22 protein-coding genes are annotated in these 23,960 nt (G+C 49.1%); 8 read left to right on the top strand and 14 right to left on the bottom strand.

The features are described 5' to 3' along the window. Positions 1 to 57: 57 nt before the first annotated feature. From AC2CG4_RS13745 to prlC, 3 genes are all read right to left on the bottom strand, one after another. Positions 58 to 3,102: a TonB-dependent receptor gene (locus AC2CG4_RS13745; RefSeq protein WP_484486806.1), complete on the bottom strand. Its 3,045-nt coding sequence runs from the start codon at positions 3,100 to 3,102 to the stop codon at positions 58 to 60. Between the two features lie 532 nt (positions 3,103 to 3,634). Further along, positions 3,635 to 3,886: a YheV family putative zinc ribbon protein gene (locus AC2CG4_RS13740; protein ID WP_484486805.1), complete on the bottom strand. Its 252-nt coding sequence runs from the start codon at positions 3,884 to 3,886 to the stop codon at positions 3,635 to 3,637. Continuing rightward, the gene (prlC, locus tag AC2CG4_RS13735; RefSeq protein ID WP_484486804.1) at positions 3,886 to 5,958 is read right to left on the bottom strand and encodes an oligopeptidase A; all 2,073 of its coding nucleotides are present in this window, start codon (positions 5,956 to 5,958) and stop codon (positions 3,886 to 3,888) included. Before prlC ends, AC2CG4_RS13740 begins: the two co-directional genes overlap by 1 nt. Positions 5,959 to 6,041: 83 nt before the next feature. On the opposite strand from prlC, the gene AC2CG4_RS13730 reads away from it, so the two are divergent. After that, positions 6,042 to 6,581, top strand: coding sequence for a gamma carbonic anhydrase family protein (locus AC2CG4_RS13730; RefSeq protein WP_484486803.1), 540 nt, complete (start codon positions 6,042 to 6,044; stop codon positions 6,579 to 6,581). A gap of 17 nt (positions 6,582 to 6,598) precedes the next feature. Then, positions 6,599 to 7,264, top strand: coding sequence for a fumarylacetoacetate hydrolase family protein (locus tag AC2CG4_RS13725; RefSeq protein WP_484486802.1), 666 nt, complete (start codon positions 6,599 to 6,601; stop codon positions 7,262 to 7,264). A gap of 39 nt (positions 7,265 to 7,303) precedes the next feature. On the opposite strand, the gene AC2CG4_RS13720 is transcribed toward AC2CG4_RS13725, so the two are convergent. Next, a complete protein-coding gene (locus tag AC2CG4_RS13720) occupies positions 7,304 to 7,735 on the bottom strand; it encodes a hypothetical protein (protein ID WP_484486801.1) in 432 nt (143 codons plus the stop codon). Here AC2CG4_RS13720 and AC2CG4_RS13715 point away from each other — a divergent pair. After that, positions 7,707 to 10,166, top strand: a complete 2,460-nt coding sequence (locus tag AC2CG4_RS13715) for an NPCBM/NEW2 domain-containing protein (protein WP_484486800.1) — start codon at positions 7,707 to 7,709, stop codon at positions 10,164 to 10,166. The genes AC2CG4_RS13720 and AC2CG4_RS13715 overlap by 29 nt on opposite strands. 69 nt (positions 10,167 to 10,235) lie before the next feature. Here AC2CG4_RS13715 and AC2CG4_RS13710 read toward each other — a convergent pair whose 3' ends face one another. After that, a complete protein-coding gene (locus AC2CG4_RS13710) occupies positions 10,236 to 10,928 on the bottom strand; it encodes a pirin family protein (protein WP_484486799.1) in 693 nt (230 codons plus the stop codon). A 74-nt stretch (positions 10,929 to 11,002) separates the two neighbouring features. Further along, positions 11,003 to 11,440 carry a DoxX family protein gene (locus AC2CG4_RS13705; RefSeq protein ID WP_484486798.1) on the bottom strand — a complete coding sequence of 146 codons (438 nt, stop codon included), beginning with the start codon at positions 11,438 to 11,440 and terminating at the stop codon, positions 11,003 to 11,005. Positions 11,441 to 11,603: 163 nt separating this feature from the next. Between AC2CG4_RS13705 and AC2CG4_RS13700 the strand changes: the two genes are divergently transcribed. Continuing rightward, the gene (locus tag AC2CG4_RS13700; RefSeq protein ID WP_484486797.1) at positions 11,604 to 12,500 is read left to right on the top strand and encodes a LysR family transcriptional regulator; all 897 of its coding nucleotides are present in this window, start codon (positions 11,604 to 11,606) and stop codon (positions 12,498 to 12,500) included. 41 nt (positions 12,501 to 12,541) lie between these two features. Here the strand turns inward: AC2CG4_RS13700 and AC2CG4_RS13695 are convergent, their stop codons facing one another. The 8 genes from AC2CG4_RS13695 to AC2CG4_RS13660 form a co-directional block, all read right to left on the bottom strand. Next, positions 12,542 to 13,039 carry a hypothetical protein gene (locus AC2CG4_RS13695; RefSeq protein WP_484486796.1) on the bottom strand — a complete coding sequence of 166 codons (498 nt, stop codon included), beginning with the start codon at positions 13,037 to 13,039 and terminating at the stop codon, positions 12,542 to 12,544. A gap of 137 nt (positions 13,040 to 13,176) precedes the next feature. After that, positions 13,177 to 13,863, bottom strand: coding sequence for a hypothetical protein (locus AC2CG4_RS13690; protein WP_484486795.1), 687 nt, complete (start codon positions 13,861 to 13,863; stop codon positions 13,177 to 13,179). A 172-nt stretch (positions 13,864 to 14,035) separates the two neighbouring features. Further along, positions 14,036 to 14,464, bottom strand: a complete 429-nt coding sequence (locus tag AC2CG4_RS13685) for a YqaA family protein (RefSeq protein WP_484486794.1) — start codon at positions 14,462 to 14,464, stop codon at positions 14,036 to 14,038. Positions 14,465 to 14,530: 66 nt separating this feature from the next. Beyond that, a complete protein-coding gene (gene aroE / locus AC2CG4_RS13680) occupies positions 14,531 to 15,361 on the bottom strand; it encodes a shikimate dehydrogenase (RefSeq protein WP_484486793.1) in 831 nt (276 codons plus the stop codon). A 52-nt stretch (positions 15,362 to 15,413) separates the two neighbouring features. Continuing rightward, on the bottom strand, positions 15,414 to 16,334 hold the full coding sequence (hemF, locus tag AC2CG4_RS13675) for an oxygen-dependent coproporphyrinogen oxidase (RefSeq protein ID WP_484486792.1): 921 nt from the start codon (positions 16,332 to 16,334) through the stop codon (positions 15,414 to 15,416). Positions 16,335 to 16,473: 139 nt separating this feature from the next. Continuing rightward, positions 16,474 to 16,995: an L-threonylcarbamoyladenylate synthase type 1 TsaC gene (gene tsaC / locus AC2CG4_RS13670; RefSeq protein ID WP_238582313.1), complete on the bottom strand. Its 522-nt coding sequence runs from the start codon at positions 16,993 to 16,995 to the stop codon at positions 16,474 to 16,476. 122 nt (positions 16,996 to 17,117) lie between these two features. After that, the gene (gene dprA / locus AC2CG4_RS13665; RefSeq protein ID WP_484486791.1) at positions 17,118 to 18,275 is read right to left on the bottom strand and encodes a DNA-processing protein DprA; all 1,158 of its coding nucleotides are present in this window, start codon (positions 18,273 to 18,275) and stop codon (positions 17,118 to 17,120) included. 54 nt (positions 18,276 to 18,329) lie between these two features. After that, the gene (locus tag AC2CG4_RS13660; RefSeq protein ID WP_484486790.1) at positions 18,330 to 19,382 is read right to left on the bottom strand and encodes a LysM peptidoglycan-binding domain-containing protein; all 1,053 of its coding nucleotides are present in this window, start codon (positions 19,380 to 19,382) and stop codon (positions 18,330 to 18,332) included. A 155-nt stretch (positions 19,383 to 19,537) separates the two neighbouring features. Here AC2CG4_RS13660 and def point away from each other — a divergent pair, with 155 nt between their 5' ends. The 4 genes from def to trkA all read left to right on the top strand — a co-directional run bounded on the left by def (position 19,538) and on the right by trkA (position 23,881). Next, positions 19,538 to 20,047 carry a peptide deformylase gene (gene def, locus AC2CG4_RS13655; protein WP_484486789.1) on the top strand — a complete coding sequence of 170 codons (510 nt, stop codon included), beginning with the start codon at positions 19,538 to 19,540 and terminating at the stop codon, positions 20,045 to 20,047. A gap of 88 nt (positions 20,048 to 20,135) precedes the next feature. Continuing rightward, positions 20,136 to 21,107, top strand: coding sequence for a methionyl-tRNA formyltransferase (gene fmt / locus AC2CG4_RS13650; protein WP_484486788.1), 972 nt, complete (start codon positions 20,136 to 20,138; stop codon positions 21,105 to 21,107). After that, positions 21,101 to 22,399, top strand: coding sequence for a 16S rRNA (cytosine(967)-C(5))-methyltransferase RsmB (rsmB, locus tag AC2CG4_RS13645; protein ID WP_484486787.1), 1,299 nt, complete (start codon positions 21,101 to 21,103; stop codon positions 22,397 to 22,399). The genes fmt and rsmB overlap by 7 nt, the downstream gene beginning before the upstream one ends. Before the next feature lie 96 nt (positions 22,400 to 22,495). Further along, positions 22,496 to 23,881, top strand: a complete 1,386-nt coding sequence (gene trkA / locus AC2CG4_RS13640) for a Trk system potassium transporter TrkA (protein ID WP_062060136.1) — start codon at positions 22,496 to 22,498, stop codon at positions 23,879 to 23,881. The last annotated feature ends 79 nt before the right edge of the window (positions 23,882 to 23,960 follow it).

Here is a 23,960-nt window from a genome sequence, read left to right as displayed (position 1 = left end):
AACAAAAAAGAGCCGCCTAAGCGACTCTTTTCTTGTCACACACTTTTTAGATACGACTTAGAAGCTGTAACGGGCTCCCAGTTGATAACGGGCTCCCAAATCATCGTAACCCCACAACATGTTTTTGTTGCGAGCATGTTCACGGCGATCTTCACCAGTCAGATTAATAGCCTCAAGCGATACCGCCAAATTCTCAGTCACGTGGTAAGTCACGTTCGCATCAATTTGTGAGTAAGCTTCAATATAACCTGGGTTGTTAGCACCAGCACCAGTTCTTCTAAGGAAAGTATCACGCCAGTTGTAAGCAACGCGCGCTTCAATATCATGGTTGTCATAGATCAATACCAAGTTTGCAGTATCACTAAGACCTAGCAACGCAAATTGGGTGGTTGACATATCCAAGTTATCGAATTTCACATCACCGCGAACAATGGTGTAGTTAGCCTGCAAGCCGAAACCAGTATCACCAAAGAAGTATTGACCAGCAAACTCAGCACCATGAACCTTTGCTTCACGATTGTTCACTGGTGCTCTGTACTGATACACCATCAGGGGGTCATCGGAGTTAGGAGTGATGAACGGGTAACCAGCCTGATCGTTGTAGTCATCCGCCAGTGCCACGGTGTACTCTGCTGCACCATTGGGGTGAGCTGATGGATTTGCCAAAATTTGCATCATGGCGTAAAGGCTGGCGTTATCAACGTTTACTCCTATACCCTGAAGCGCTGCTCTCGCCGCTCTTGCTCGTGGACCAGCAGTCTGATCCTGAACATCAAAGCTGCGCGAGGTAACTTCGGTACCTATGAAGTTGCTAACGCGCTTCTCGAAGACCCCAGCGGAGACATAACTGGCATCATCGAAATACCATTCCACTGAGATGTCGAAGTTAGTAGATTCAAATGGCTTCAATTGTGGGTTTTGTCCATCTGCTTGAACACTGGTACCGGCATTCAGAGTTGAGCCATTCGGATTTCTGTAGTTTACCGCTGAGCCCAAACTTCCCAGAGGAGGGCGGGTTATACTTTTGCTAAATGAGAATCTGGTGATGATGTCGTCGGTTACGTTAACTGACACATCCAGATTTGGCAAAAGCGCGTCATAACTATTTTTAGCGATAGACTTGGCTCCTGCAGGCTTACTTACTGGCGTGAAATCGTTATCTGAAGACCAGATATAAAAATCAACCGGTGGAGTATCAGACGATGATATCTGCTTGGTTGTTTCGTAACGTAAGCCAGCCAGTACGTTAACTTCTAAGCCAGACAGAGCACCGGTAGTGGCGACCTGGAAGTAGACAGCATCGGTCTCTTCTTGAACATCGTTGTTGCTCTTACTGTTACGAACCTGACCAGGAATCTGGGTATCCTCAACACCGATGTAGGCCTTTTCAGCGCCGTTATACTTGCTCACCAAGAACTCGGCCAGCTGAATGGCATCGGCACGGAAGCCTATGCCAGGTGAATTGCCGGTATCCACGTCATCGAACTCGCCTGCAACGTTGAAAGGCGTGAACAAGCCCGCAGGGAATTCACCAGGTGCAGATGCACCCCAACCACCCAATACTTGATTATTATTACCATTGTAGCTAATTGTGTTGGAACCCAACTCACTGCGCTCAATACCGAAGTCAAAACGACCATCATCAAACTTCCATTCTGCGTCGAGTTTTACTTGAGTTACATCAGATAGTTGTTCAACAGAAAATACACGCATGACTGAAGAGCTGATGTCGCTTTCACGCAGAATTCCGTCTCCGGCAATACTGTTAGTAAAGGTTGGCACTTTCACACCGCTAAACTGCCAACTTGCAGCAGTCTTGACCGGCGCTCCAAGTCCAACGTCCAACTCACCCGAATGACCAGGACCTGTTGGCAAACTTTCGGAAGTAGAGTCGTGTGCGTCTAATTTAATGGTCAACTGATCGTCGATATCCCACGCCAAATTAACGCCAAAAGACTCTAAAGTATCTTCTTGAGAACGGTATTGCTGGGCAAGGCCAATATCTCTGTTGCTTGAGTAACTTTCTACAACAAACTTAGGTGTTTTGATTGCAGAGTTATCGAATTCAACTTCGGTTAAGGTGCCACCGTTTTGCATCCACGTAGTCACTTCACCACGACGTTCAGTTTGGTCGTTTTGCGCGAAGGTATAATCCACAGTGGCGGTCAGGTTTTCAATCGGGCGATATTGGAATGTAAGCTGAGCATTGGTCCGCTCACGTTGACGATCAGAGAAGGTGTAGCGAATATCGTTGGGGCGAGAATAAAGCTGACCAATCTCCGGTGCATTTTTGAAAATGCTACTGTTGGCTGGATTATCATAAATGGTTTGCGTGCCACCACCACCCCACTCAGCAACACTCCAATCATTGACAGTTGCACCAGTGAAACCCGAGTCACGCTCTTGGTAACTTGCGCTTAACGAAACCCCAAATACACCAGAGTCATCTGCCCAACCCACCAAACCGGACAACTCCGGTGTTACATCATCACCAGTGCGGTTAGTCGTATCTGCTACTGCTTTGGCACCAACAGTAGCCTTGAAACCATCGTATTCCAATGGGCGAGCGGTCTTGATATTCACGGTAGCACCGATACCACCCCCAGTAATATTTGCCTTACTCGTCTTGTAAACTTCTACCCCTGAAACTGACTCAGAAGCCAGATTAGCAAAATCGAAGGCGCGGGAGTTACCACCACGGGTAGATGCATCAGCACCTGAACTACCACCATAGGCACTGCCGCCAGGCAAGGTTCTTCCGTTGAGGGTTACCATATTGTAATCAGGCCCAAAACCACGAACAGTGATTTGCGAACCCTCACCATTGCTACGATCAATGGACACACCGGTTATACGCTGCAGAGACTCAGCCAAGTTAGTATCAGGGAACTTACCGATATCTTCTGAGCTGATGGCATCAACCACACCCGATGCGTTGCGCTTGGTGTCCATCGCACGCTCTAAAGAAGCGCGGATACCTGTTACAACCACTTCTTCAACGCCTTGATCTTGCGCTACTGCATAACCGCTCATCCCGGTTACAGCTGAAGATGCAATAACTGTTGCTATTAGTTTCTTCTTGAATTGTGCTCTTGTGTTCATGGAGCTCTCCTAGTTGGATTAATTATGGTCACGATTTTTATCGGTACTGCACATCAGGATTGATCACACACATGGGAGCAATCCATCCTGACTCATCTTGTAGCAAGATGATCTGGTCACACCGAGCGCTGTAGCTCGTCTCCGCTTTTACCATTGCCGTGTTGTATTTATGGGTTGAGATTAGTGCACTAAAGAAATTACACTATTTGAGATATCAGCATGGTTGGATACAAGTATCATATGTTCATATTGACTACAAGATATTGAAACGAAGAAGGTTATAAAAAGTTAAGGACTGTTACGTCAGACCACACATTGGCGCGACGCTCCACATATCGGTAGCACTTTAAAAATTATTTTTAATTAGTAAAAATTTGATCTGCGTAGAGAACAGTCCAAAGCCTAGACAGTAAACGCCAAAGAATCGATGGGATTGTCATAATTTTTGCTAATAAAAATAGCTTCATTAGCAACTTTTCAGCAATTCAAAAGTAATCGAGCATGGAGGCGATAAATATAGAAGAGACCCGATCTACTGATCGGGCTTTTCAAAAGGCAGGATATTGATGACCTGAATAGCATCTTTTTTATCTTCTTCGGTCTGATTAACGCGGGTCTCTAACTCCCGTGCGACCGGTTTAAAGTGCATCTCCTCTTTGTAACCGCAGGCGACACACTCGCGATAATCTTTCCCTTCGTCATTATATACAACGAGTTTGTCCATTTCTGAACAGCGTGGGCAGACGGCACCCGCGACAAACCGGCGTGTGGTGCTGTAGGCCATTAGGCTGCCTCCCCTGAAGTATCGATAAGAGTAATTCCTGAATGACGCAATAGCGCGTCGATATTCGGTTCGCGGCCACGGAAATTCTTAAACAATTCCATGGGCGCCTGACTGCCACCCTGTTGCAAAATTTCGGTTAAGAAACTGTCGCCAGTTTGCTGATTAAAAATGCCTTCCTCTTCAAAACGCGAATAGGCATCGGCCGATAATACTTCCGCCCATTTGTAACTGTAATAACCCGCCGCGTAACCGCCAGCAAAAATATGACTAAAGCTATTTTCAAAACGATTGAAGGCCGGTGGTTTGATTACCGCAACCTGGTCGCGCACTTGATTCAATACTTCCTGGGCAGTTTTCGGCGCGGCCGGATCGTATTCGGCGTGCAGGCGGAAATCGAACAATGAAAATTCGATCTGGCGAATCATTTGCAAACCGGATTGGAAATTTTTTGCGGCGAGCATTTTATCCAACAAGTTTTGCGGCAGCGGTTCACCGGTTTGGTTGTGGCCGGAAATTAATGGAATCGCCTCTGGCTCCCAGCACCAGTTCTCCATAAATTGGCTGGGTAATTCCACTGCATCCCACGCCACGCCATTAATACCACTCACTGCTGCTACATCAATTTGAGTGAGCATGTGGTGCAGGCCGTGACCAAATTCGTGAAACAGGGTGGTAACTTCATCGTGGGTGAGCAGCGAAGGAGTAGCGCCAACCGGTGGAGTGAAATTACAGGTTAAAAAGGCGACGGGTAATTGCACACCGGTTGCCGTTTTACGGCGCACGCGGCAGTCAGCCATCCAGGCGCCGCCTTTCTTTTTATCGCGCGCAAACATATCCAGATAAAAACTCGCGACCTGCGCACCATTTTTTTCGATGTGATAAAAACGCACGTCGGGGTGATAGGTATCAAAATCGGTGATTTGTTTTACCTGAATGCCAAACAAGCGCTGCACTACCTCAAACATACCGGCGATAACTTTTTCTGCGGGAAAATAAGGGCGCAACTCTTCTTGCGAAACAGAATATTTTTCTACGCGCAATTTTTCGCTGTAGTAGGTTGAATCCCAGGCTTGTAAATCGGCGCAGCCATTGCGCGCGGCAAACTCACGCAGCTCAGCGTAATCGCGCTCGGCGTAGGGTTTGGATTTTTGTGCCAGCTCGGTTAAAAATTGCAGCACTTGCTCGGTGGATTCCGCCATCTTGCTCGCCAGTGAACGCTCTGCATAATTGGCAAAACCTAACAGTTGTGCCAGTTCATGACGCAGCGTCAATGTCTCTGCAATTAACGCGCTGTTATCAAATTCTGCTGCCGAACTACCGTCGGCCTTTTTACCCAACGCCGAAGCACGAGTGACGTAGGCGGTGTAAATTTCTTCGCGCAGGGCGCGATTGTCGGCATACATAATGACCGCGTAGTAGGACGGGAAATCGAGAGTAATCACATAACCGGATAACTCTTTTTGCGCGGCTGCTTGTGCGGCTTGCGCCAATGCCGATTCGGGCAAACCAGCCAAGGCGTCAGCGCTATCAAATTGTTTGTACCAGGCTTGGGTTGCATCTAATACATTATTGGAGAATTGGGTGGAGAGTTCGGACAAGCGTTTTTGAATAGCACCAAACCGTTGTTTGTCTTGCGCATTTAACGCAACACCGCCTAAACGAAAATCGCGCAACGCGTTATTAATCGTCTGCTGTTGCGCTTGTGTTAACTGCGTAAATTCATTGCTGTCGGCGAGCTGTTGGTAGGCTTTGTAGAGCGCTTCGTTTTGGCTGAACTCGGTTGAATAATCGGTTAGCAGCGCAACACTTTCGGTGTAGGCTTTGCGCATCTCATCGCTATTGGCGACGGAATTTAAATGGCTCACCGGCGCCCAGGCTTGGTCCAATTTATCGCCCTGTGCTTCCAGGGGCATAACAAGTGTTTCCCAACTGGGGTTGGGTAAATCGGCGAGTATTTGTGCAAGTTGCGCGCGCCCCTGCTCGATCAGTTCGCTAATCGCAGGGGTTACCTGGGCGGCGGTGATAGCAGAAAAAGGCGGCAAAGTGTGGCTGGCTAACAGCGGGTTGCTCATGCAGTGGCTCCGTGTGGCGAAAATCGGGCGGGGTTTGGCGTATCATACACCCACAATTAGATTTGGATTTGAGGAGTATATCTATGGGCGCAATTCGAAATTACCAAGGCCACTGCCCACAATTAGGCGCGCGGGTGCTTGTCGATGAATCAGCGGTGGTGATTGGCGATGTAGTCTTGGGTGATGACGCGTCCGTCTGGCCCTGTGTAGTCATTCGCGGCGATATGCACCGCATTCGCATAGGCGCGCGCACCAGCGTGCAAGATGGCTCGGTACTGCACATCACCCACGCCAGCGATTACAACCCCGCCGGCCACCCGCTCATCATTGGCGACGATGTAACTGTGGGTCACTCAGTGTGTTTACACGGCTGCACCATTGGCAACCGCGTATTGGTGGGAATTGGTTCTACTATTCTCGATGGCGCCATAGTAGAAGATGAAGTAGTAATTGGTGCAGGTTCGCTGGTGCCACCGGGCAAGCGGCTTGAGTCGGGTTTTATGTATATGGGCACGCCGGTAAAACAAATCCGCCCGCTCAAAGAATCTGAGCGCAGCTTCTTTCTTTACTCGGCCAATAATTACGTCAAACTTAAAGATACTTACATCAAAGAAAATCAATAAATTATTCGGAAACAGCCATGAATTATTCACTGCCTATTGTTAACACTGGCGATCGTTTTTCGGTTAACAAAATTATTTGTATTGGCCGCAACTACGCCGAACACGCACGCGAAATGGGCCACGACCCTGAACGCGAGCCGCCGTTTTTCTTTTTTAAACCGCAAAGTGCACTGGCGCAAAATGGCGACGATTTTATTTACCCGCATTTTTCGCAACAAGTTGAATATGAAATTGAATTGGTAATTGCAATTGGCAAATCCGGCGCGCAGATTCCCGCCGCACAGGCTGCCGAATATGTATGTGGTTATGCCGTCGGTTTGGATATGACCTGCCGCGATATCCAAAAAGAAGCGAAAAAAGCCGGTCGCCCTTGGGAGCTAGCAAAGGGATTTGACGGTTCTGCACCTTGCACCGCCATTCAACGCGGCACGCTTGATGACTTACAACAATTCGGCGATTTGGTGTTAACGCGCAATGGCGAAGAAGTGCAACGCGGCAACTGGCGCGATATGGTCTGGGCAATTCCCGATTTAATCGCCGAAGTATCGCGCTATATAAAATTGGAAGCGGGCGATTTGATTTTTACGGGCACACCGGCCGGTGTCGGGCCAGTACAGCGGGGCGATGAATTGGTGGGGAACTTGGAAAGCTGGCCACTAAGTTTGTCAATTAAAATCGCTTAGAGAATTTAAATCATAACTTTTACCAATGGACCACTTGCGTCACTTAGGAAGCGACATGGAAAATTTATTTATCAGCAGCAAAAAACTTATTTGCTCAACAAAAGCTTTAATGTGTACCAGTATTTTACTTGGACTTACCGCATGTGGAGGAGGTGGTTCAACTACATCACCAAATCCCAGCCCATCTTCTTCCCCACTTAGCAATACGATATCCAGTACGGCACTGTCTAGTACAGATGCGTCCAATGCCGCCAGTTCCTTATCATTAGCTACAAGCTCTGATTTTTCATCATCAACACATTCATTCGAACCCAGTTCGCGTTCATCCTCCAACGAAGACTCCGTCAGTGCAGCTAAATCTTCCACTGTCGAGTCCTCATCGAGCAATATATCCAGCTCTTCGCACAGTAGCTCTTCGTCCGCTGTAGTAAGCTCCTTAGCAATGAGCAGTTTTAATGGAACATTGACCATTACCGGTGCGGCACAACATGCTTTTATCAATGAACCCGTTTATTTGTGGGCAAGCATAAGTGAAGGGTCCGATTGGAAGTATCAGTGGCGCCTAATTGAAGACGGTAATTATCAACGTCGAGATGCGTTCGGGTTTATCTGGGATTCGTCCACTATCAGCGCGGAATGCCATCCATCATTTTTTGGCTCACGATTGAGCGGAAAAATTTATCCCCCGCGCAGCGGCTTATACCGTTTCTTGGTTGCCGCCGATACCAGTCACGAATTCTATTTAAATAAAAACGGGGTGAATGAAAAACTCACGCATTCAAATAACAAAGTGGATAAAGCCGGATATTTCAACGTTCCACAACAACAAAGTGAATGGATTGAATTGCAAGCAGGGCAAGCTTATCCGATTGAGTTTTTTTATATCAAATCCAACTCGCAAGGCCATTACAGTTTACTCTGGCAACAGCCAGGTAGCAGTAGCTGGGAAGAAATTCCCGATACGGTATATTCGAAGCCCGACGAGCTAACAGCATCTGGTAGGTTACAGCGGGAAACCATTAATGGGTCATGGAATAATCTTGATCAAGTACGCGAACAACTTGCGCAGGTAAATAACCCCAGCGAAAACAGTTATCGTATTTACCAAAGTGCAAATATAGGTGTTGCTGCCAACAGTTACGCACGCCATACCCTGGAAGTGACCGCTACATCGGGCAATTTAATCGCACGCAAGCAAATTTCATTTGTTCCGCGCGACAGATTTGTTAGCGAAGATAATTCGGGGGCAACCAACCACTGGTTAAAAAAAACGGATGGCAACGCTCAACTCACGCTGACCACTGTAGATGATGACAGTGCCCAAGGCTTAGTGTTGCAAATTGAAACCAGCAGCAGCGCGCGCTTTGCTGAGTGGTATACCAATATTCATCTTATTCCTTACAAAGCCTATGAAGTTCGCGCGCGTGTTCGACTGCTAAATCCACCCAATAACCTGCCTATGGCATCGGGAAAGGGGGATAGTAGATCCTGGAAATTGCCACGACTACGAGTTGGTGTGCATGGCGATGCTTCTGAGCAGGGAATTGATCCACGCGACCCAACGCAATGGCGCGAGGTAGCGGTAGATTTTATTGTTCCATTTCACGGTATTGTCGATATCCATGCGCACATGGGTGAATACACAGGTAAATTCCAAATCGACAATTTACGTTTGATAGAGCTCAATGACCACACAGTTACACAGTTTGAATTCCCCAATCTGAGCGCAAATATTTACAACGATGTTGTAGAGCGCACAGGTGGTTATGCAGCAACTCATCAATATTTTTCGCGTGTTGCACAAGCTGCTGCTGACATGCGCGTGCTTTCAGGGAAGTACGCCTACGCAGAATGCCAAAAAGAAAATATTTTTATCCCTCGCAATTGGAGTGTGTTTGCGATGGGCACCAACTATAACGGTATGATTTTAAAAACACCTGATTTATTGACCACCGATTTTTTAAAGAGTGTGTGGGCGTCAAATAATATCGTCGGCGGAGTAATGGTGCATGAGCTGGAACACAGTTTCGATTTCCCCGGCTCCAGTTTTGATGCGCATTTACCTGTGTTGCTACAAGCCTATGCAATGGATAAGCGCAATTTATTACGTACTGCAGACTCAAATTTTGTCACAGTTGACCAATGGATGGAAAATGAACGCAACCGTTTCCGTGGGTGCTTTTCAGATCCTGGCGCACTAGTGCCAAAATTATTTGAATTCCAAAAATTATTGCCCGCCGATCAAAAATGGGCGCCTTTTAAACAAATAATGCATGACCGGTGGTCGCCCTACAAAAATGAAATTGAAGGTAGAAGCTGGCCAACTAACTGGGGAAGTGAATACGAACAGTATCGCGCTTGGTGGCGGGAATTAAAATCCTATACCGGTTTGGATGGCTGGGAGCTGCTGCACACCTACACAGAACGCCAGCAGATAGAATCCATGTTTCAACGCAGAAGTACAATGTTCACTTTCAAAGACCCCTCTGGCATGCCAGCTACAAAATCTGAACTATTTCTTTGGGAGGCGACACGCAAAAGTGCCAGCGTAGGTTGGGGAGAGTTGGATACCAATATTGTGAAAATCGAAAATACCTGTAATGACAAAAGCATTTATGCACATGCGCCATCCAAAATCACTTATCAGCTCAATAAAAAATGGCAGGCCTTCAATACTAATGCGTTTATTAAAGACGATAGCCAGTGGGGATTAGTAGCCGCTCGCATTATGGGAGATGGTATTGAATTGTATCGATCTGCTGCATTCGGTGCACGCGATGGCCTACAGAAATTACCATCCATCAATGTGTCGAATGTTGACCAGCTGACATTGGAGTTTCTTGATATGGGTAGCACTAACAGTGATTGGAGTGTTTGGGTAGAACCCAGATTATCGCGCTAACCATAATTTTCTCACTAAATGTTAAAAAAGGTCATCATCAAATGATGGCCCTTTTAACAACTCATTATTTTATGGCAAATCACAAACCAGTGCTTTTACTGCTTTTCTCTGTGCAACCATCACCAAACTATTAACGTTTTCGATTTTTGCACCATCACCTGGTCTTACAATTTCTCCGTCAATTTCTAACTCGCCGTTAATCACATGTACGTAATAATTACGTTTTGTGGATACCGGTAGTTCTGCGCTGGTATTTGCATCGAGTAGTAACTGATACAACCGTGCATCCTGCTTGATTACCAAACTACCCGCTTCACCATCGGGACTTATGGCCAGCGTTAAGCCTTTTTTACTGCCAAAATCTTTTTGCTGATAACCGGGAGTTTGACCGTACACATTCGGTTGAATCCAAATCTGCAAAAAGTGTAATGCTTTTGTCGGCGATGGATTAAATTCGCTGTGACGAATACCGCTGCCTGCCGACATTAATTGGAATTCACCAGGTGGCAAAGTCGCTACATTACCTGCGCTATCTTTATGGGCAATTTCTCCCTCAAGTACATAGCTGATAATTTCCATATCACGATGACCGTGAGTATCAAATCCGGAATCCGCGGCAACATGGTCATCGTTAATCACCCGCAGTGCCGAAAATCCCATTTGCTGTTCATCGTAATAACTACCGAATGAAAAGGTATGCTTGCTATTGAGCCAGCCGAAGTTGGCACTGCCACGCTGGTTGCTGCGTCTGATACTGATCATAGGTCACCTCATTTTTTGCGGCGCTTTTATTAAAGCGCCATGTGTCAGTTTGTTAGCTTGCATTCAATTCCGGTTTAAATTTTATTTGCGATCAAATTGTCGGCACTTGCACGACCACCACCAGAGATGAATAGCGACACTGCACCGGCCAACAACGCCAAACCAAATTCATAGCCGTTGTTGCTCATAAATAGGCCGTTATTGATATGCACCGAAAAGATAGCCACTACCATGGTCACGGCTAATACCAATGCGCTTGGGCGAGTCAGCAATCCGAGAATCAGAAATAATCCACCAAAAAATTCCGCCGAACCTGACAGCGCCGCCAGTAATACACCCGGCTCAAGGCCGATTGATGCCATCCATTGACCTGTACCTTCCAAACCATAACCGCCGAACCAACCAAACAATTTTTGTGCGCCGTGGGCCGCAAAGATAATGCCTAACGGTAAACGCAGAGCTAAGGCTGAGAAACTGTTGTTGGTAGTGATGATATTTTTGATTGCGCTCATGATGTACTCCAGAAAAATTGATGTTGGGTTAGTTGGTTAGGCGCCGCGCTAATTGCGTGTTCGCCTCACTTGTTGCTAGATTAGGCTTGTACTCAGCAACAAAAAAGCGGAAGATTTTGAGTTGTTAGTTCAAATTTTTTGAACATCGATTGGAGACAGATAAATGCATCACGCCATCACTTTGGAAGCCTTGCGAGTCCTCGATGCCATCGACCGCAAAGGCAGTTTTGGCGCGGCGGCAGAAGCACTATTCAAAGTACCGTCAGCCTTATCTTATACAGTGCAGAAGCTGGAATCCGACCTAGGCATCAATCTTTTTGATCGCAGTAAACAGCGCGCGCAACTGACTACCGCAGGGCGCTTGTTGCTAGAACAGGGGCGCCAATTACTGCAGGCGGCCAGCGCGATAGAAGAGGCAGTGCAACAGTTGGAATCAGGCTGGGAGACACAATTGCGTATCGCGATGGACGCGATATTGCCTCTGGCGCCACTGCTACAACAGATCAAGGTGTTCAATCAACTCGATAAACGTGTCGCCATCACCATCAGCGAAGAAGTGTTGGGCGGAACTTGGGATGCATTAATTGCAGGGCGCTGTGATTTGGCGCTGGGCGCCAGCGGGGATATACCCAAGGGGATTTTTGAGCATCAGCTAATGGGTGAGGTAGAGTTTGTCTTTGCTGTTGCACGCGAACATCCACTACTTCTACATGCAGGTGCGGTTGATGCCGCTGCCATCAGCGCCTTTCCTACAATCGTTATGGCCGATTCATCGCTCAGCTCACCCGCCCGCTCTTCGGGTTTACTGGAGAGCCGACAAATCATTCGCGTCGCCAATGCCGCTGCAAAAATTCAAGCGCAAGTGATGGGTGTCGGAGTGGGATTTTTGCCCGCTCATCTTATTCAAAACGAAATCCAGCAGGGCGATTTAGTGGTGCTGGACTGTACTGTACCGCGCCCGAATATTCCGCTGTATATGGCGTGGAGGAAAAACAACTCAGGCAAAGCGTTGGAATGGTTTATCGATACATGCCAAAAAACAAACTGGCTACATACATAATATTGAACCCGTTATCGCAATGCGATAACGGGTTTTTAGATTTACTTGCAATAGGCTTTTAAGAAAGGGCTTTCTCTGTAGCACCCGTTTATAGCGCCTAAATTTTGGTATGTTACGCAGCTAGCAGCGCCACAAAGTCGAACAACTTCTGCACCAAATCCAGCACTGGAAGTCATAGAGTTAGCGCAACCTGAGGCGATATAGGTGCCAGAGTTTTTGCAGGGACTGACAATGATTTCCTTACGATACAAGCTCTCATTTTGACAAGTGCCAGAATTGAACACATCGGAAGCCAAAGAGATAGTGCATTGAGTTACTTGCCATGATGGAGCTGAATAAGTCAGCCTACGAGTAGCTGCCACATTGCCATTCGATTCTTTGCACTGAAAAGTAATGGTTGCTGCTGATTGCCCAGCTTGAGAACCAGTTTGCACCCAATTACAAGACACAGGTACATTTTGTGTCTGTGCGCTTACATTAAAGGTTACTAACGCCATGCAGCTCAACAGAACCACATCTAACATTTTTATTACTCTCATAACGTCTCCAAATTTTATTTATTAAATAACTATCCTTTTGCAATTCATTCAAGCGCCCTATTCAGTTTGCTTTTACGAATCACAGATGAAATCTGATTTTTCAACCAGATACTTGAGCTAACTGAAAAATATTTCCATCAATTAAACTCAAATCCTTTCTCGCTACGTGAAACGTACAAAATGGATTCGCCCTGCTGCACTTGGCTATCGATAACAATTTGTGAGAAGTTTTCACTGTTTAATACCTTGGTGATTGTCATGGCCGTTTCATTGGCATGATCTTGATCCATCACGCTAATAGTGATTTGGCATTGGGTAGACTTACAGGTGGTAGATTTAAGGGCGATGCCCGCTAAAGCTGGCTCTTGCGTGAAGAGCAATAGCAGGCTGCTCTCTTCAGCACTTGCCCAGTTATAGTCACGATCCTCGGCTTCAAAGCGCCCACGCATCTCCATACCGAGATCAAACCAGGCTTTCTCTTTTTGATTTTTAATCAGCCAATCTGTGAACTTTTCTGAACGCTGCTTAAGTTCGTAGTCCGCTTTAATTGCGTCAATTTTTTGCTGCGCGGATTGATTTATGGCTTCCGGAGATGAGGAGTTAGATGACTTTTGAATATCAACTGAGGCATCGACATCAGCCTGGTGAAAATTGTTTTCAGGTTTTGTGAGTGCGTCTTTCGCAATAATTGGAGTTTTTGTTTGGTCATACTCAACCAAAATCGGTACAGATGAATTAATGCCAACAGAATTGTTGTTTTTGCCGACAAAAAAACCTATGCCTGCTGAAATAGTAATCGACAATGTAAATATTATTTTATTCATACTGAAATTGCCCCCTTGCAAACAAGGAATAAAGAATAACAGCATGAAAATAATTTACAGCAGACTTATGCGACAAAAATGTTTTTGATAGGTTTAGAGCGGTGAGCCAGTGCGCTTAACAATAAGAAATATTAAGGTGAAGTATTTAATTGGATATTTAAGCGACAGACTTTTAAGCATTGAAAAGATTAAGCGCAAGCAAAATTACAATGGCGTAACGAAGTGATTTGCCCAATGCCACCAATAGAATAAATACCCAAAATGGAATGCGCATAACCCCCGCTACGAATGTCAACGGATCGCCAACTACCGGCACCCAGGCAAACAATAACGACCATAAGCCATAGCGCTGAAATTGTTTTTGAGCGCGTACTAATTGTGTGGGCTGCACTGGAAACCATTTTTTATCCTGCCAGCGCAGACACTCTTTGCCCAAATACCAGTTAATACAGGAACCCAAGGTATTGCCGCTGGTAGCAACCAGCCACAGCAATATTGGAGAATATTGTTGATAGAGAAGTGCGGCGAGCAGTGCTTCGGACGAAAGTGGGAAAAGTGTGGCGGCAATCAGTGCAGTAAAAAACAGCGAAAGATAAACCATAGCGCCACAACTAAAGAGGTGTTAACAGAAGGTTGCTCCCACTACAAAATGGGAGCTGTGATGAAGTTATTTTTTATCGGCGATTTGACGACGCATTGCGCTAATAACCGGCACTACTTCCGGGCGAATTTGTCGCCACAAGTAGAATGCTTCCGCAGCTTGGCCGATTAACATGCCCAAACCATCGGCAACTTGGACAGCGCCGTGCTCTTGCGCCCAGCGCAAAAAAATCGTTGGCTCGGCACCGTACATCATGTCGTAACAATTGGCGTTAGCGGACAACAGGTTATCTGGCAGCGGTGGCAACTCACCTTGCATACTTGCTGAAGTGCCATTGATTACCAAATCAAAAGTTTCGCCGGCCAATTGTTCAAACGTTTTTGCTTGTACATCACCCATATCATGGAAATTTTTGGCGAGCTCTTCGGCTTTGCTGAAGGTGCGGTTAGCAATCACAATTTGTGCCGGACTTGCTTCTAGCAGCGGCTGCAAAATACCGCGCACAGCACCACCTGCGCCCAAAATCAATACACGTTTGCCTTCCAATTCCCAACCGAGATTGTGCATGTCGTGAATCATACCAATGCCATCCGTATTATCGCCAAGGATGCTGCCATCACTTAACACCGCAAGCGTGTTCACGGCACCGGCACGCTCTGCACGCGCAGTGCGTTTTTGCGCAAATTCAAATGCGTTTAATTTAAATGGCACGGTGATATTTAATCCTTTGCCACCTTGATCAAAAAAATCCTGTGCTGCCTGTTCAAACTCCCCGATAGCCACTAGTTGTTTGGTGTAATGCATATCCTGCCCGGTTTGCTCGGCAAATTGGCGATGAATATGGGGCGATTTGCTTTGAACAATCGGGTTGCCGAACAAGGCGTATAAATCAGTCATGGGTTATCCAACAAATAAAACGAAAAACAATAATGAAATACTAACTACCTATTTATTTCAGCCAGTCGCGGTGCGGCAAAAACTTTTCGTACAGCTGTGCTTCAGCGGTGCCGGCGTCTGGTTGCCAGTTATATTCCCAGCGCACTAATGGCGGCAACGACATTAGGATCGATTCAGTGCGGCCACCGGTTTGCAAACCAAATAAAGTGCCGCGGTCATAAACCAAATTAAATTCCACATAGCGGCCGCGGCGATAGAGTTGGAAATCGCGCTCGCGTTCCGTAAATGCCATGCCTTTACGCGCGTTGACAATCGGCTGATAGGCGGGCACATAGCTATCGCCTACGGCGCGCATCAGAGCAAAACTGTGGTCAAAACTTTCGGCGTTGTAGTCATCAAAAAATAATCCGCCCACACCGCGCGCTTCATCGCGATGTTTTAAATAAAAATACTCGTCGCACCATTTTTTAAATCTGGGATAGAGGTGCTCGCCAAGTGGATCGCAGGCATTTTTTGCGGTCTGATGCCAGTGCACCACATCGGCTTCATTGCCGTAATAGGGCGTTAAATCGTAACCGCCGCCGAACCACCAGACCGGCGCTGCACCTTTTTTCTCGGCGATAAAAAAACGCACATTGGCATGACTGGTAGGCACATAAGGATTGTGCGGATGAATCACCAGCGACACCCCCATGGCTTCAAACGCGCGCCCTGCTAACTCGGGGCGATGCGCAGTCGCCGAAGCGGGCATTTGAGTGCCGTACACATGGGAAAAATTAACGCCGCCTTTTTCGATCACCGCGCCGTTAGTTAATACCCGCGAACGACCACCGCCACCTTCGGCGCGCGTCCAGGAGTCTTCCATAAACTCGGCACCGCCATCTTCAGCGGCCAGTGCTTGGCAGATGCGATCTTGTAAGTCGAGCAGGTAAGCTTTGACGGCGGCCTTATCGGGCCCATGTGAAGCAGTCATAAAAGTTCCTCAAAGTGCGGCATCCGCGTGTTGCAGCAATAGATGAGTGAAGGATGAAATCAGAAAGGCCGCCATTCTACGCGGCCAGAAGTGAAAGGGGAAAACTAGTTCACAGGATTTGACCTGGGTTAAGTACCAATCAACCGGGGCGAATGATCTCACCGGTGAGCAGATCGCGGATTTCAGAGGGGGCGGTGCGCTTGCCGACTTGGCCGGAGGTGATCGCATCCAATTCTCCGCTAAAATAGCGGCGCACCTGATGGATACTGGTGGCGGGCGCTAAACCCTGAGGATTGCAAGAGGTGGAGACCAAAGGCCCGCCAAATGCGCGCGATAGCCCCGCTGCCACCGGGTGATCAGTTACCCGCAGCGCGACACTGCTAAAACTGCCGCTAATCCAATAGGGCACTAAACCATTGTTGGGCACCAGCCAGGTATGGGGGCCGGGCCAGGAGTTTTTTAATCGCTGGCGCTGCAAATCATCCAACTCATCAAGAAAGGGGGCAAACATCTTGATATCGGCGGCGATCAGAATAAGGCCTTTTTCTATTGGGCGGCTCTTCAAGGCCAACAGCTCCAATACCGCCCCTTCGTCAAAGGGGTTACAGCCTAAACCCCACACTGCCTCGGTGGGGTAGGCAATCACTCCGCCTAGTTTCATTTGTCTTGCTGCGAATTGTATGCGGGGATTACGCGACCAATCGATCATGAGCCATACCTATTATCAAGTTACAGCCAATCTACCCCAGCAATAGCACAAGCTCAAGAATTCATCCGCCTTCACTACACCCGCTGATAGCAGGCGCCAACCTGTTGAATCAAACCTTTGATTTCCAAGCCGATGAGCTGCGCCGATAAATTGCCCACATCCAAGCCGGTGCGCTCCGCCAGTAAATCCACCGGCAGCGGATCGTAACCCAGCGCTTGTAATAATTTCTGTTCGTCAGCGCCGAGTTCAGGCTCCTCTGCGACATCAGCCACAGACTTATCAAACAATTCCGGCTGCACTGTTTTGGCGGATCTCACCTCTTGACGTTTATAGCTGAGCAATCCGGCCAGTTGGTCGACTATATCCTGCGCAGTTTCCACCAAAGTCGCGCCTTGGCGAATCAATTGGTGACAACCCCGCGCCAGCGGATTGTGGATAGAACCGGGAATCGCAAACACTTCGCGGTCATGCTGCAGCGCGTAGGAAGCGGTGATTAATGAGCCACTTTGTACCGCCGCCTCCACCACCAAGGTACCACCGCTCAAACCGCTAATAATACGATTGCGCTGGGGGAAGTTGCTGGCCTGTGAACTTGTTCCCAACGGAAACTCACTAACTAGAGCGCCGCCACTGGCAATAATTTCCTGCGCCAACGGGCGATGGCGGGATGGGTAGATCAAATCGATACCCGTGCCCATCACCGCGATGGTTTTCCCACCCGCCCGCAGCGCACCGCGATGCGCCGCCGCGTCTATCCCCAGCGCCAAACCACTGGTGATAGCAAAACCGCGCTCGGCAAGATAGTGCGCAAAACGCTCCGCATTTTCACTGCCACCGCCGCTAGGGTTGCGGCTGCCGACAATTGCCAACTGCGGAAAACTGAGGCAGGCAGGTTCACCGCGCACAAACAGCAGCGGTGGCGGGCGCGGAATTTCACGCAGCAACCGTGGGTAGAGAGGGTCATCATAGGTGAGGCAATGCAGGTCAGGCTGGGATTCGATGTAGGCCAAATCGGCGGTCAACTTGCGGCCTATTTCACTGGTTTCGGGATCTGCACGAAACTGGCTGAGCATATCAGCGGCAGCCGGGTTAAGCATGGAGCGCAAAGACTGCGTGGGCTGGGCGAGAAATTGCAGCGGGCTTTCAAATAACTCAAGCAGCTGCCAATAGCCAGCAACACCAATTGCCGGAAGACGTAACACTAATAGAGTAGCAGCGAGGGGGGAGAGCATAACAATCATCCTTGAATCGGACTGCCCGCATAGGGGCAGCCACTAAAATAACACTTAAGGGTTGCGCAGCTTATCGTTGACCGCCAGCGCACGATCCGTTTCAAGTACCAATGCAAAACTCATTTTTTCAAAGGTACGGAAAATCATCAACAAACCTGCACGCTCATCCGGCAATACAACTTTGCCACCTCTAACACGGTCGGTAACCACTTCACCGGCCTTATAAATCGCCAGTACATTGCCGATTTGCAGGCCTTCACGCTCACCGCGATTGAGCATAACCACGTTGAACTTGCCAACTTGCGTCACACCACCTTCCACGGCGATGATCTGCGCTTCTATGTCGACATCAGGCGCACTAGGGAAAAACACCGAATCCACCGAACGATCTTCACTTGGCAACAAGTTATCGCCAGGGCGAACTTCTTCGTAGGTACGGATAATATCGACGGTTGCAATATCATCAGTCTTTTTGGTAATCGCGACAGTACCTATGCCTTGCGCATAAACACCCAACAGCTCTTTGGTAAGCGGATCTTTAAATGCTTGGCCTTTGCGATAAACGCCGTAGTTGGAATACTGGTCGTCAAAATTACCGCGCGCATAAGCGCGATCACCTGCACCAACAATCAAATGTTGCTGTTGGCCAGCAAGCATATACGGGCTTGCCTCCAACTCTCCTGGATTGACAATTCGGCTGCGCGATAAAAACGCCTCGATTTTATCCAGCGGAATGGCGCTGATTGCATCTTCAGTGTGTTGCACCCGAATACTAGGGCTCAATTTTGTTGCCCCATTGATGCCGCCCGCGCCCGGCACCATCTTCAGGGTGCGCTCAAGTGTGAGGCGAGGCTGCCCATCTAGATATACCAGCTTGATTAAATCGCCCGGGAAAATCAGGTGTGGGTTTTCGATTTGAGGGTTAACATGCCAAATCTCTGGCCAAAGCCAAGGACTATTCAAAAAGGTACCGGAGATATCCCAGAGGGTATCGCCCTTTTTGACGGTGTATTCATCGGGGTGACCCGTTTTAAGAAGTGCATCATCAGCCCAAGAAAAGAAGCTAATGAGTGACGCAGCCGCAACGGCCAGTAATATTTTTTTCATAGAAACCGATCCTGTTTTATTCGGTCCTGAGGCAGATAGACGTATAATAGTTAATTAAAAGCCCATGCTGTTTCCGTTTGCACCGCATAAATCCTGTGCGATCATCATGTTAGCAGCGGTTATTACCTTTTTACTAGAAGTTTGTCACAAACACTATGGCCTTATTACCTATCCTTGAATTTCCAGACCCACGGCTACGCACTGTCGCCAAACCCGTCACAGAAGTGGACAATAAAATCCGCCAGCTGATAGACGACATGTTCGATACTATGTACGACGCTCCTGGCATTGGCCTTGCAGCATCGCAAGTGAATGTGCACAAGCGCGTAGTAGTTATAGACGTGAGTGAAGATAAATCCCAGGCGCTGGTGTTTATTAATCCCGAAATAGAGGTGCTCGACACCGAAGTTAGCGAATATGACGAGGGCTGCCTGTCAGTGCCCGGCTTTTATGAGACGGTGGTGCGCCCGGAGCATATCAGGGTAAAAGCGCTGGATCGCGATGGAAAACCGTTTGAAATTGAACCCCAAGGATTGCTGGCGGTGTGCATCCAGCATGAGCTGGACCATTTAAACGGCAAATTGTTTGTGGATCATATCTCGCCCTTTAAGCGCACCCGCATTCGCGCCAAACTAGAGAAAAAACACAAGGCTGAAGCGCGCTAGAGGTGCGCAGCAGATAAAGGCGCTACTGGCGCCTTTTTTATTTTCTATCGCCAACGATTTAAACACTTTGCAATTCGACAGGTCATTCATGAGCCAAGGTTTACGCATTATTTTTGCCGGTACCCCCGATTTTGCTGCGGAGCATCTAAAAGCGCTGCTTACTAGCCGCCATCAAGTGATTGCCGTTTATTCCCAGCCTGATCGCCCAGCCGGACGCGGCAAAAAGCTCACCGCCAGCCCAGTGAAAGAGGTTGCGCTCGCACACAATATTCCGGTTTACCAGCCGCTCAATTTTAAAGCGCCCGAAGCAGTGGCCGAATTGGCCGCGCTTAATGCGGATTTGATGGTCGTAGTCGCCTATGGCTTAATTCTTCCGAAAGTGGTGCTCGATGCCCCGCGTCTTGGCTGCATCAACGTGCACGCTTCCATCCTGCCGCGCTGGCGCGGTGCGGCGCCCATCCAGCGCGCGATAGAAGCAGGCGACAGCGAAACCGGCGTGACGATTATGCAAATGGATGTAGGTCTGGATACCGGCGACATGCTACTCAAGGTATTTTGCTCGATATTAGCCGAAGATACCGGCGGAAGCCTGCACGATAAGCTCATCAGTATCGGCACACCCGCACTTATCGCGGCGCTCGATTTGATTCAAGCGGGCACCATCAAACCGGAAAAACAGGATGACACTCTAAGCAACTACGCACCCAAACTCAGCAAAGAAGAAGCGGCGCTCAACTGGCAATTGCCCGCAGTGGAGCTGGAGCGCAAAGTGCGTGCATTCAACCCGTTTCCGGTCGCACACACCAAACCTGCAGGCGCGGGCGACGACCAACGCATCCGCATCTGGGCGGCTAAAACGGTCGACAACACAACCAATGCCGCACCCGGCAGCATCACCCAAATTGACCACCAAGGCCTATGGATCGCCTGTAAACAGGGGCAACTTATCCTCGAACAGCTGCAATTATCCGGCAAAAAACCGATGAACATCGGCGATATACTGCGCGGCCACCCGGAGTTATTTAAGGTCGGCGCGCAACTGGAGCAACCAGCATGTTAAGTGTGCGTGCCGCAGCCGCGCAGGTCATGGCTCAGATACTGGCCGCAAAAGGTTCTCTATCAAGCTTATTACCACCCATTTCGGCGAAAGTAGCCGAAAATGATCGCCCTTTACTGCAAGAACTGTGTTTTGGTACCTGCCGTTTTTATCCGAAGCTGCAAGCCTATACCGAATGCCTGCTGGATAAACCCCTACGCGCCAAAGATGGCGATGTGCAGGCGCTGCTGCTGCTCGGCCTCTATCAACTGCTGCATACACGTATTCCCGATCACGCCGCCATTGGCGAAACCGTTGAGGTGACGCGCCAGATCAAAAAGCCCTGGGCTACTAATCTGGTTAATGGTGTTTTGCGCAGTTTTCAGCGGGATAAGAGCAAAATCGACGATCTTTTGGCTGAAAACCGAGCCTTTAACAGCAATCATCCAGCCTGGATGGAGGCCATGTTGAGCAAGTGCTGGCCGACGCAATTCGATGAATTGATCGCTGCCAACAATCAACACCCACCGTTTAGCTTGCGTTTGAACACCCAAAAAATCAGCCGCGACAACTACCTGCAACTGCTGCGCGAACTCGACATTAGCGCCAAAGCCACCCAGCACAGCCCTTATGGCATCACTCTGGAACAGGCTTGTGACCCGCGCAAACTGCCGCATTTCACGGAAGGCTGGCTGAGCGTGCAGGATGAAGCAGCGCAATTGAGCGGCGATCTGCTCGAATTGTCACCCAACTTGCGGGTATTGGATGCCTGTAGCGCCCCCGGCGGAAAAACCGGCCATCTGCTGGAATTAGAGCCCAACCTAGAGGTGACCGCACTGGATGCCGACGAGCGCCGCCTCACCCGCGTGCGCGAAAACCTGACTCGCCTTGGTGTTACCGCTGAGGTGTTATGCGGCGATGGCACCAAACCCAACAGCTGGTGGGATGGCGAACTTTACGACCGCATTTTGCTCGATGCGCCCTGTTCCGCCACCGGCATTATTCGTCGCCATCCGGATATTAAAGTGCTGCGCACCCCCGAAGAGCTGGATAAACTCGGCGAACTACAACAGCAACTGCTGAAAAACCTCTGGCCTTTGCTTAAACCGGGCGGCATTTTGCTTTATGCCACTTGCTCGATTATGCCCAAGGAAAACACCCGCATTATCGAAGCCTTTTTGGCGCGCAATAAGGATGCAACCTGTGACCAACTTGATGCCGATTGGGGTTTGACGCAACCCTGCGGCAGGCAATTACTGCCGCAATTGGATGGTCACGACGGCTTTTACTACGCACGCTTGCGCAAAACAAATTGATACAATTTCTTCACATTAGCCGACGATAGCGGCAATTTGCCGTACTTAGCACTAGACTTGGCGATGGATTAGACAGCGACTCACAACGGGTAGACTATGAAAATTATTATCCTCGGTGCCGGACAAGTCGGCGGCAGCCTCGCGGAACATCTGGCGAGCGAATCCAATGACATCACCGTGATCGATACCGATGAAGCGCGCCTGCGCGAGCTGCGCGACCGGCTGGATATCAGTGTGGTCACGGGCGAGGCCTCGCACCCGGATGTGCTCGAGCAAGCGGGAGCGGAAGACGCCGATATGCTGGTCGCGGTAACCAGCAACGACGAGATCAATATGATCGCCTGCACCATTGCCGAGAACCTGTTTCACACCCCCACCAAGATTGCGCGGGTGCGCGCCACCTCTTACCTCACGCACCAGCAGCTGTTTGAAAACGGTGCCATCCCGATTGATGTACTTATCAGCCCCGAGCAATTGGTATCGGAATATATCTTCCGCCTGATTGAACAGCCCGGCGCCCTGCAGGTACTGGACTTTGCCGATGGCAAGGTGCAATTGGTCGCGGTTAAGGCCTATCACGGCGGGCCGCTGGTCGGCCAGGAGCTGCGTTTTTTACGCGAGCATATGCCCTCGGTCGATACCCGTGTTGCCGCCATTTACCGGCGCAATCGCGCCATTATGCCGACCGGTAATACGGTGATCGAAGCCGATGACGAAGTCTTCTTCATCGCCGCCAAGGCCGATATCCGCGCGGTCATGAGCGAATTGCGCCGCCTCGAAGTGGCCTACAAACGCATCACCATCGCCGGTGGCGGCAATATCGGCCTGCGCCTCGCCAAGATGCTCGAAGGCCGCTACAACGTGCGCGTGATTGAATACAACAAAGCGCGCGCCATCCGCCTATCAGAACAGCTGGATCGAGCGATTGTGATTCAGGGCAGCGCGTCCGACAAAGACCTGCTGATGGAGGAGAGCATTGAGGATACTGATGTATTCCTCGCGCTTACCAACGACGACGAAGCCAATATCATGTCCTCCATGCTTGCCAAACGTTTGGGCGCGCGTAAAGTGATGACCCTGATCAATAACCCCGCCTACGTGGATGTAGTACAGGGCGGCGATATCGACATCGCTATCTCCCCCCAGACTACCACCATCGGCAGCCTGCTCACCCACGTGCGCCGTGGCGACATAGTGAACGTTCACTCACTGCGCCGGGGTGCGGCCGAGGCGATTGAAATTATCGCCCACGGCGATGCCAAATCCTCCAAGGTGGTCGGCAAAGCGCTGGAAGACATAGACCTGCCCGAGGGCGCCAATATCGGCGCAATTGTGCGCGAGGGGCCCGATGGCGATGAAGTGGTGATCGCCCATGACGATGTAGTAGTGCAGTCCGGCGACCATGTGATTGTGTTTTTGCTGCAGAAGAAACATATCCGCGATCTGGAAAAACTTTTCCAAGTCGGTTTCAGTTTCTTTTGATAGCATCCCTCCAGTAGCTTTTGATTCCCTTCCCCAGTCAATGCCGGGCGCTCGCGTCTGGCGCTCAACCTGTTAAGGA

It is taken from the genome of Cellvibrio sp. ATLC23 (assembly GCF_057196725.1).
Note: the sequence above shows the minus strand (reverse complement) of the source record. Positions and strands in the feature narration are given on the sequence as shown.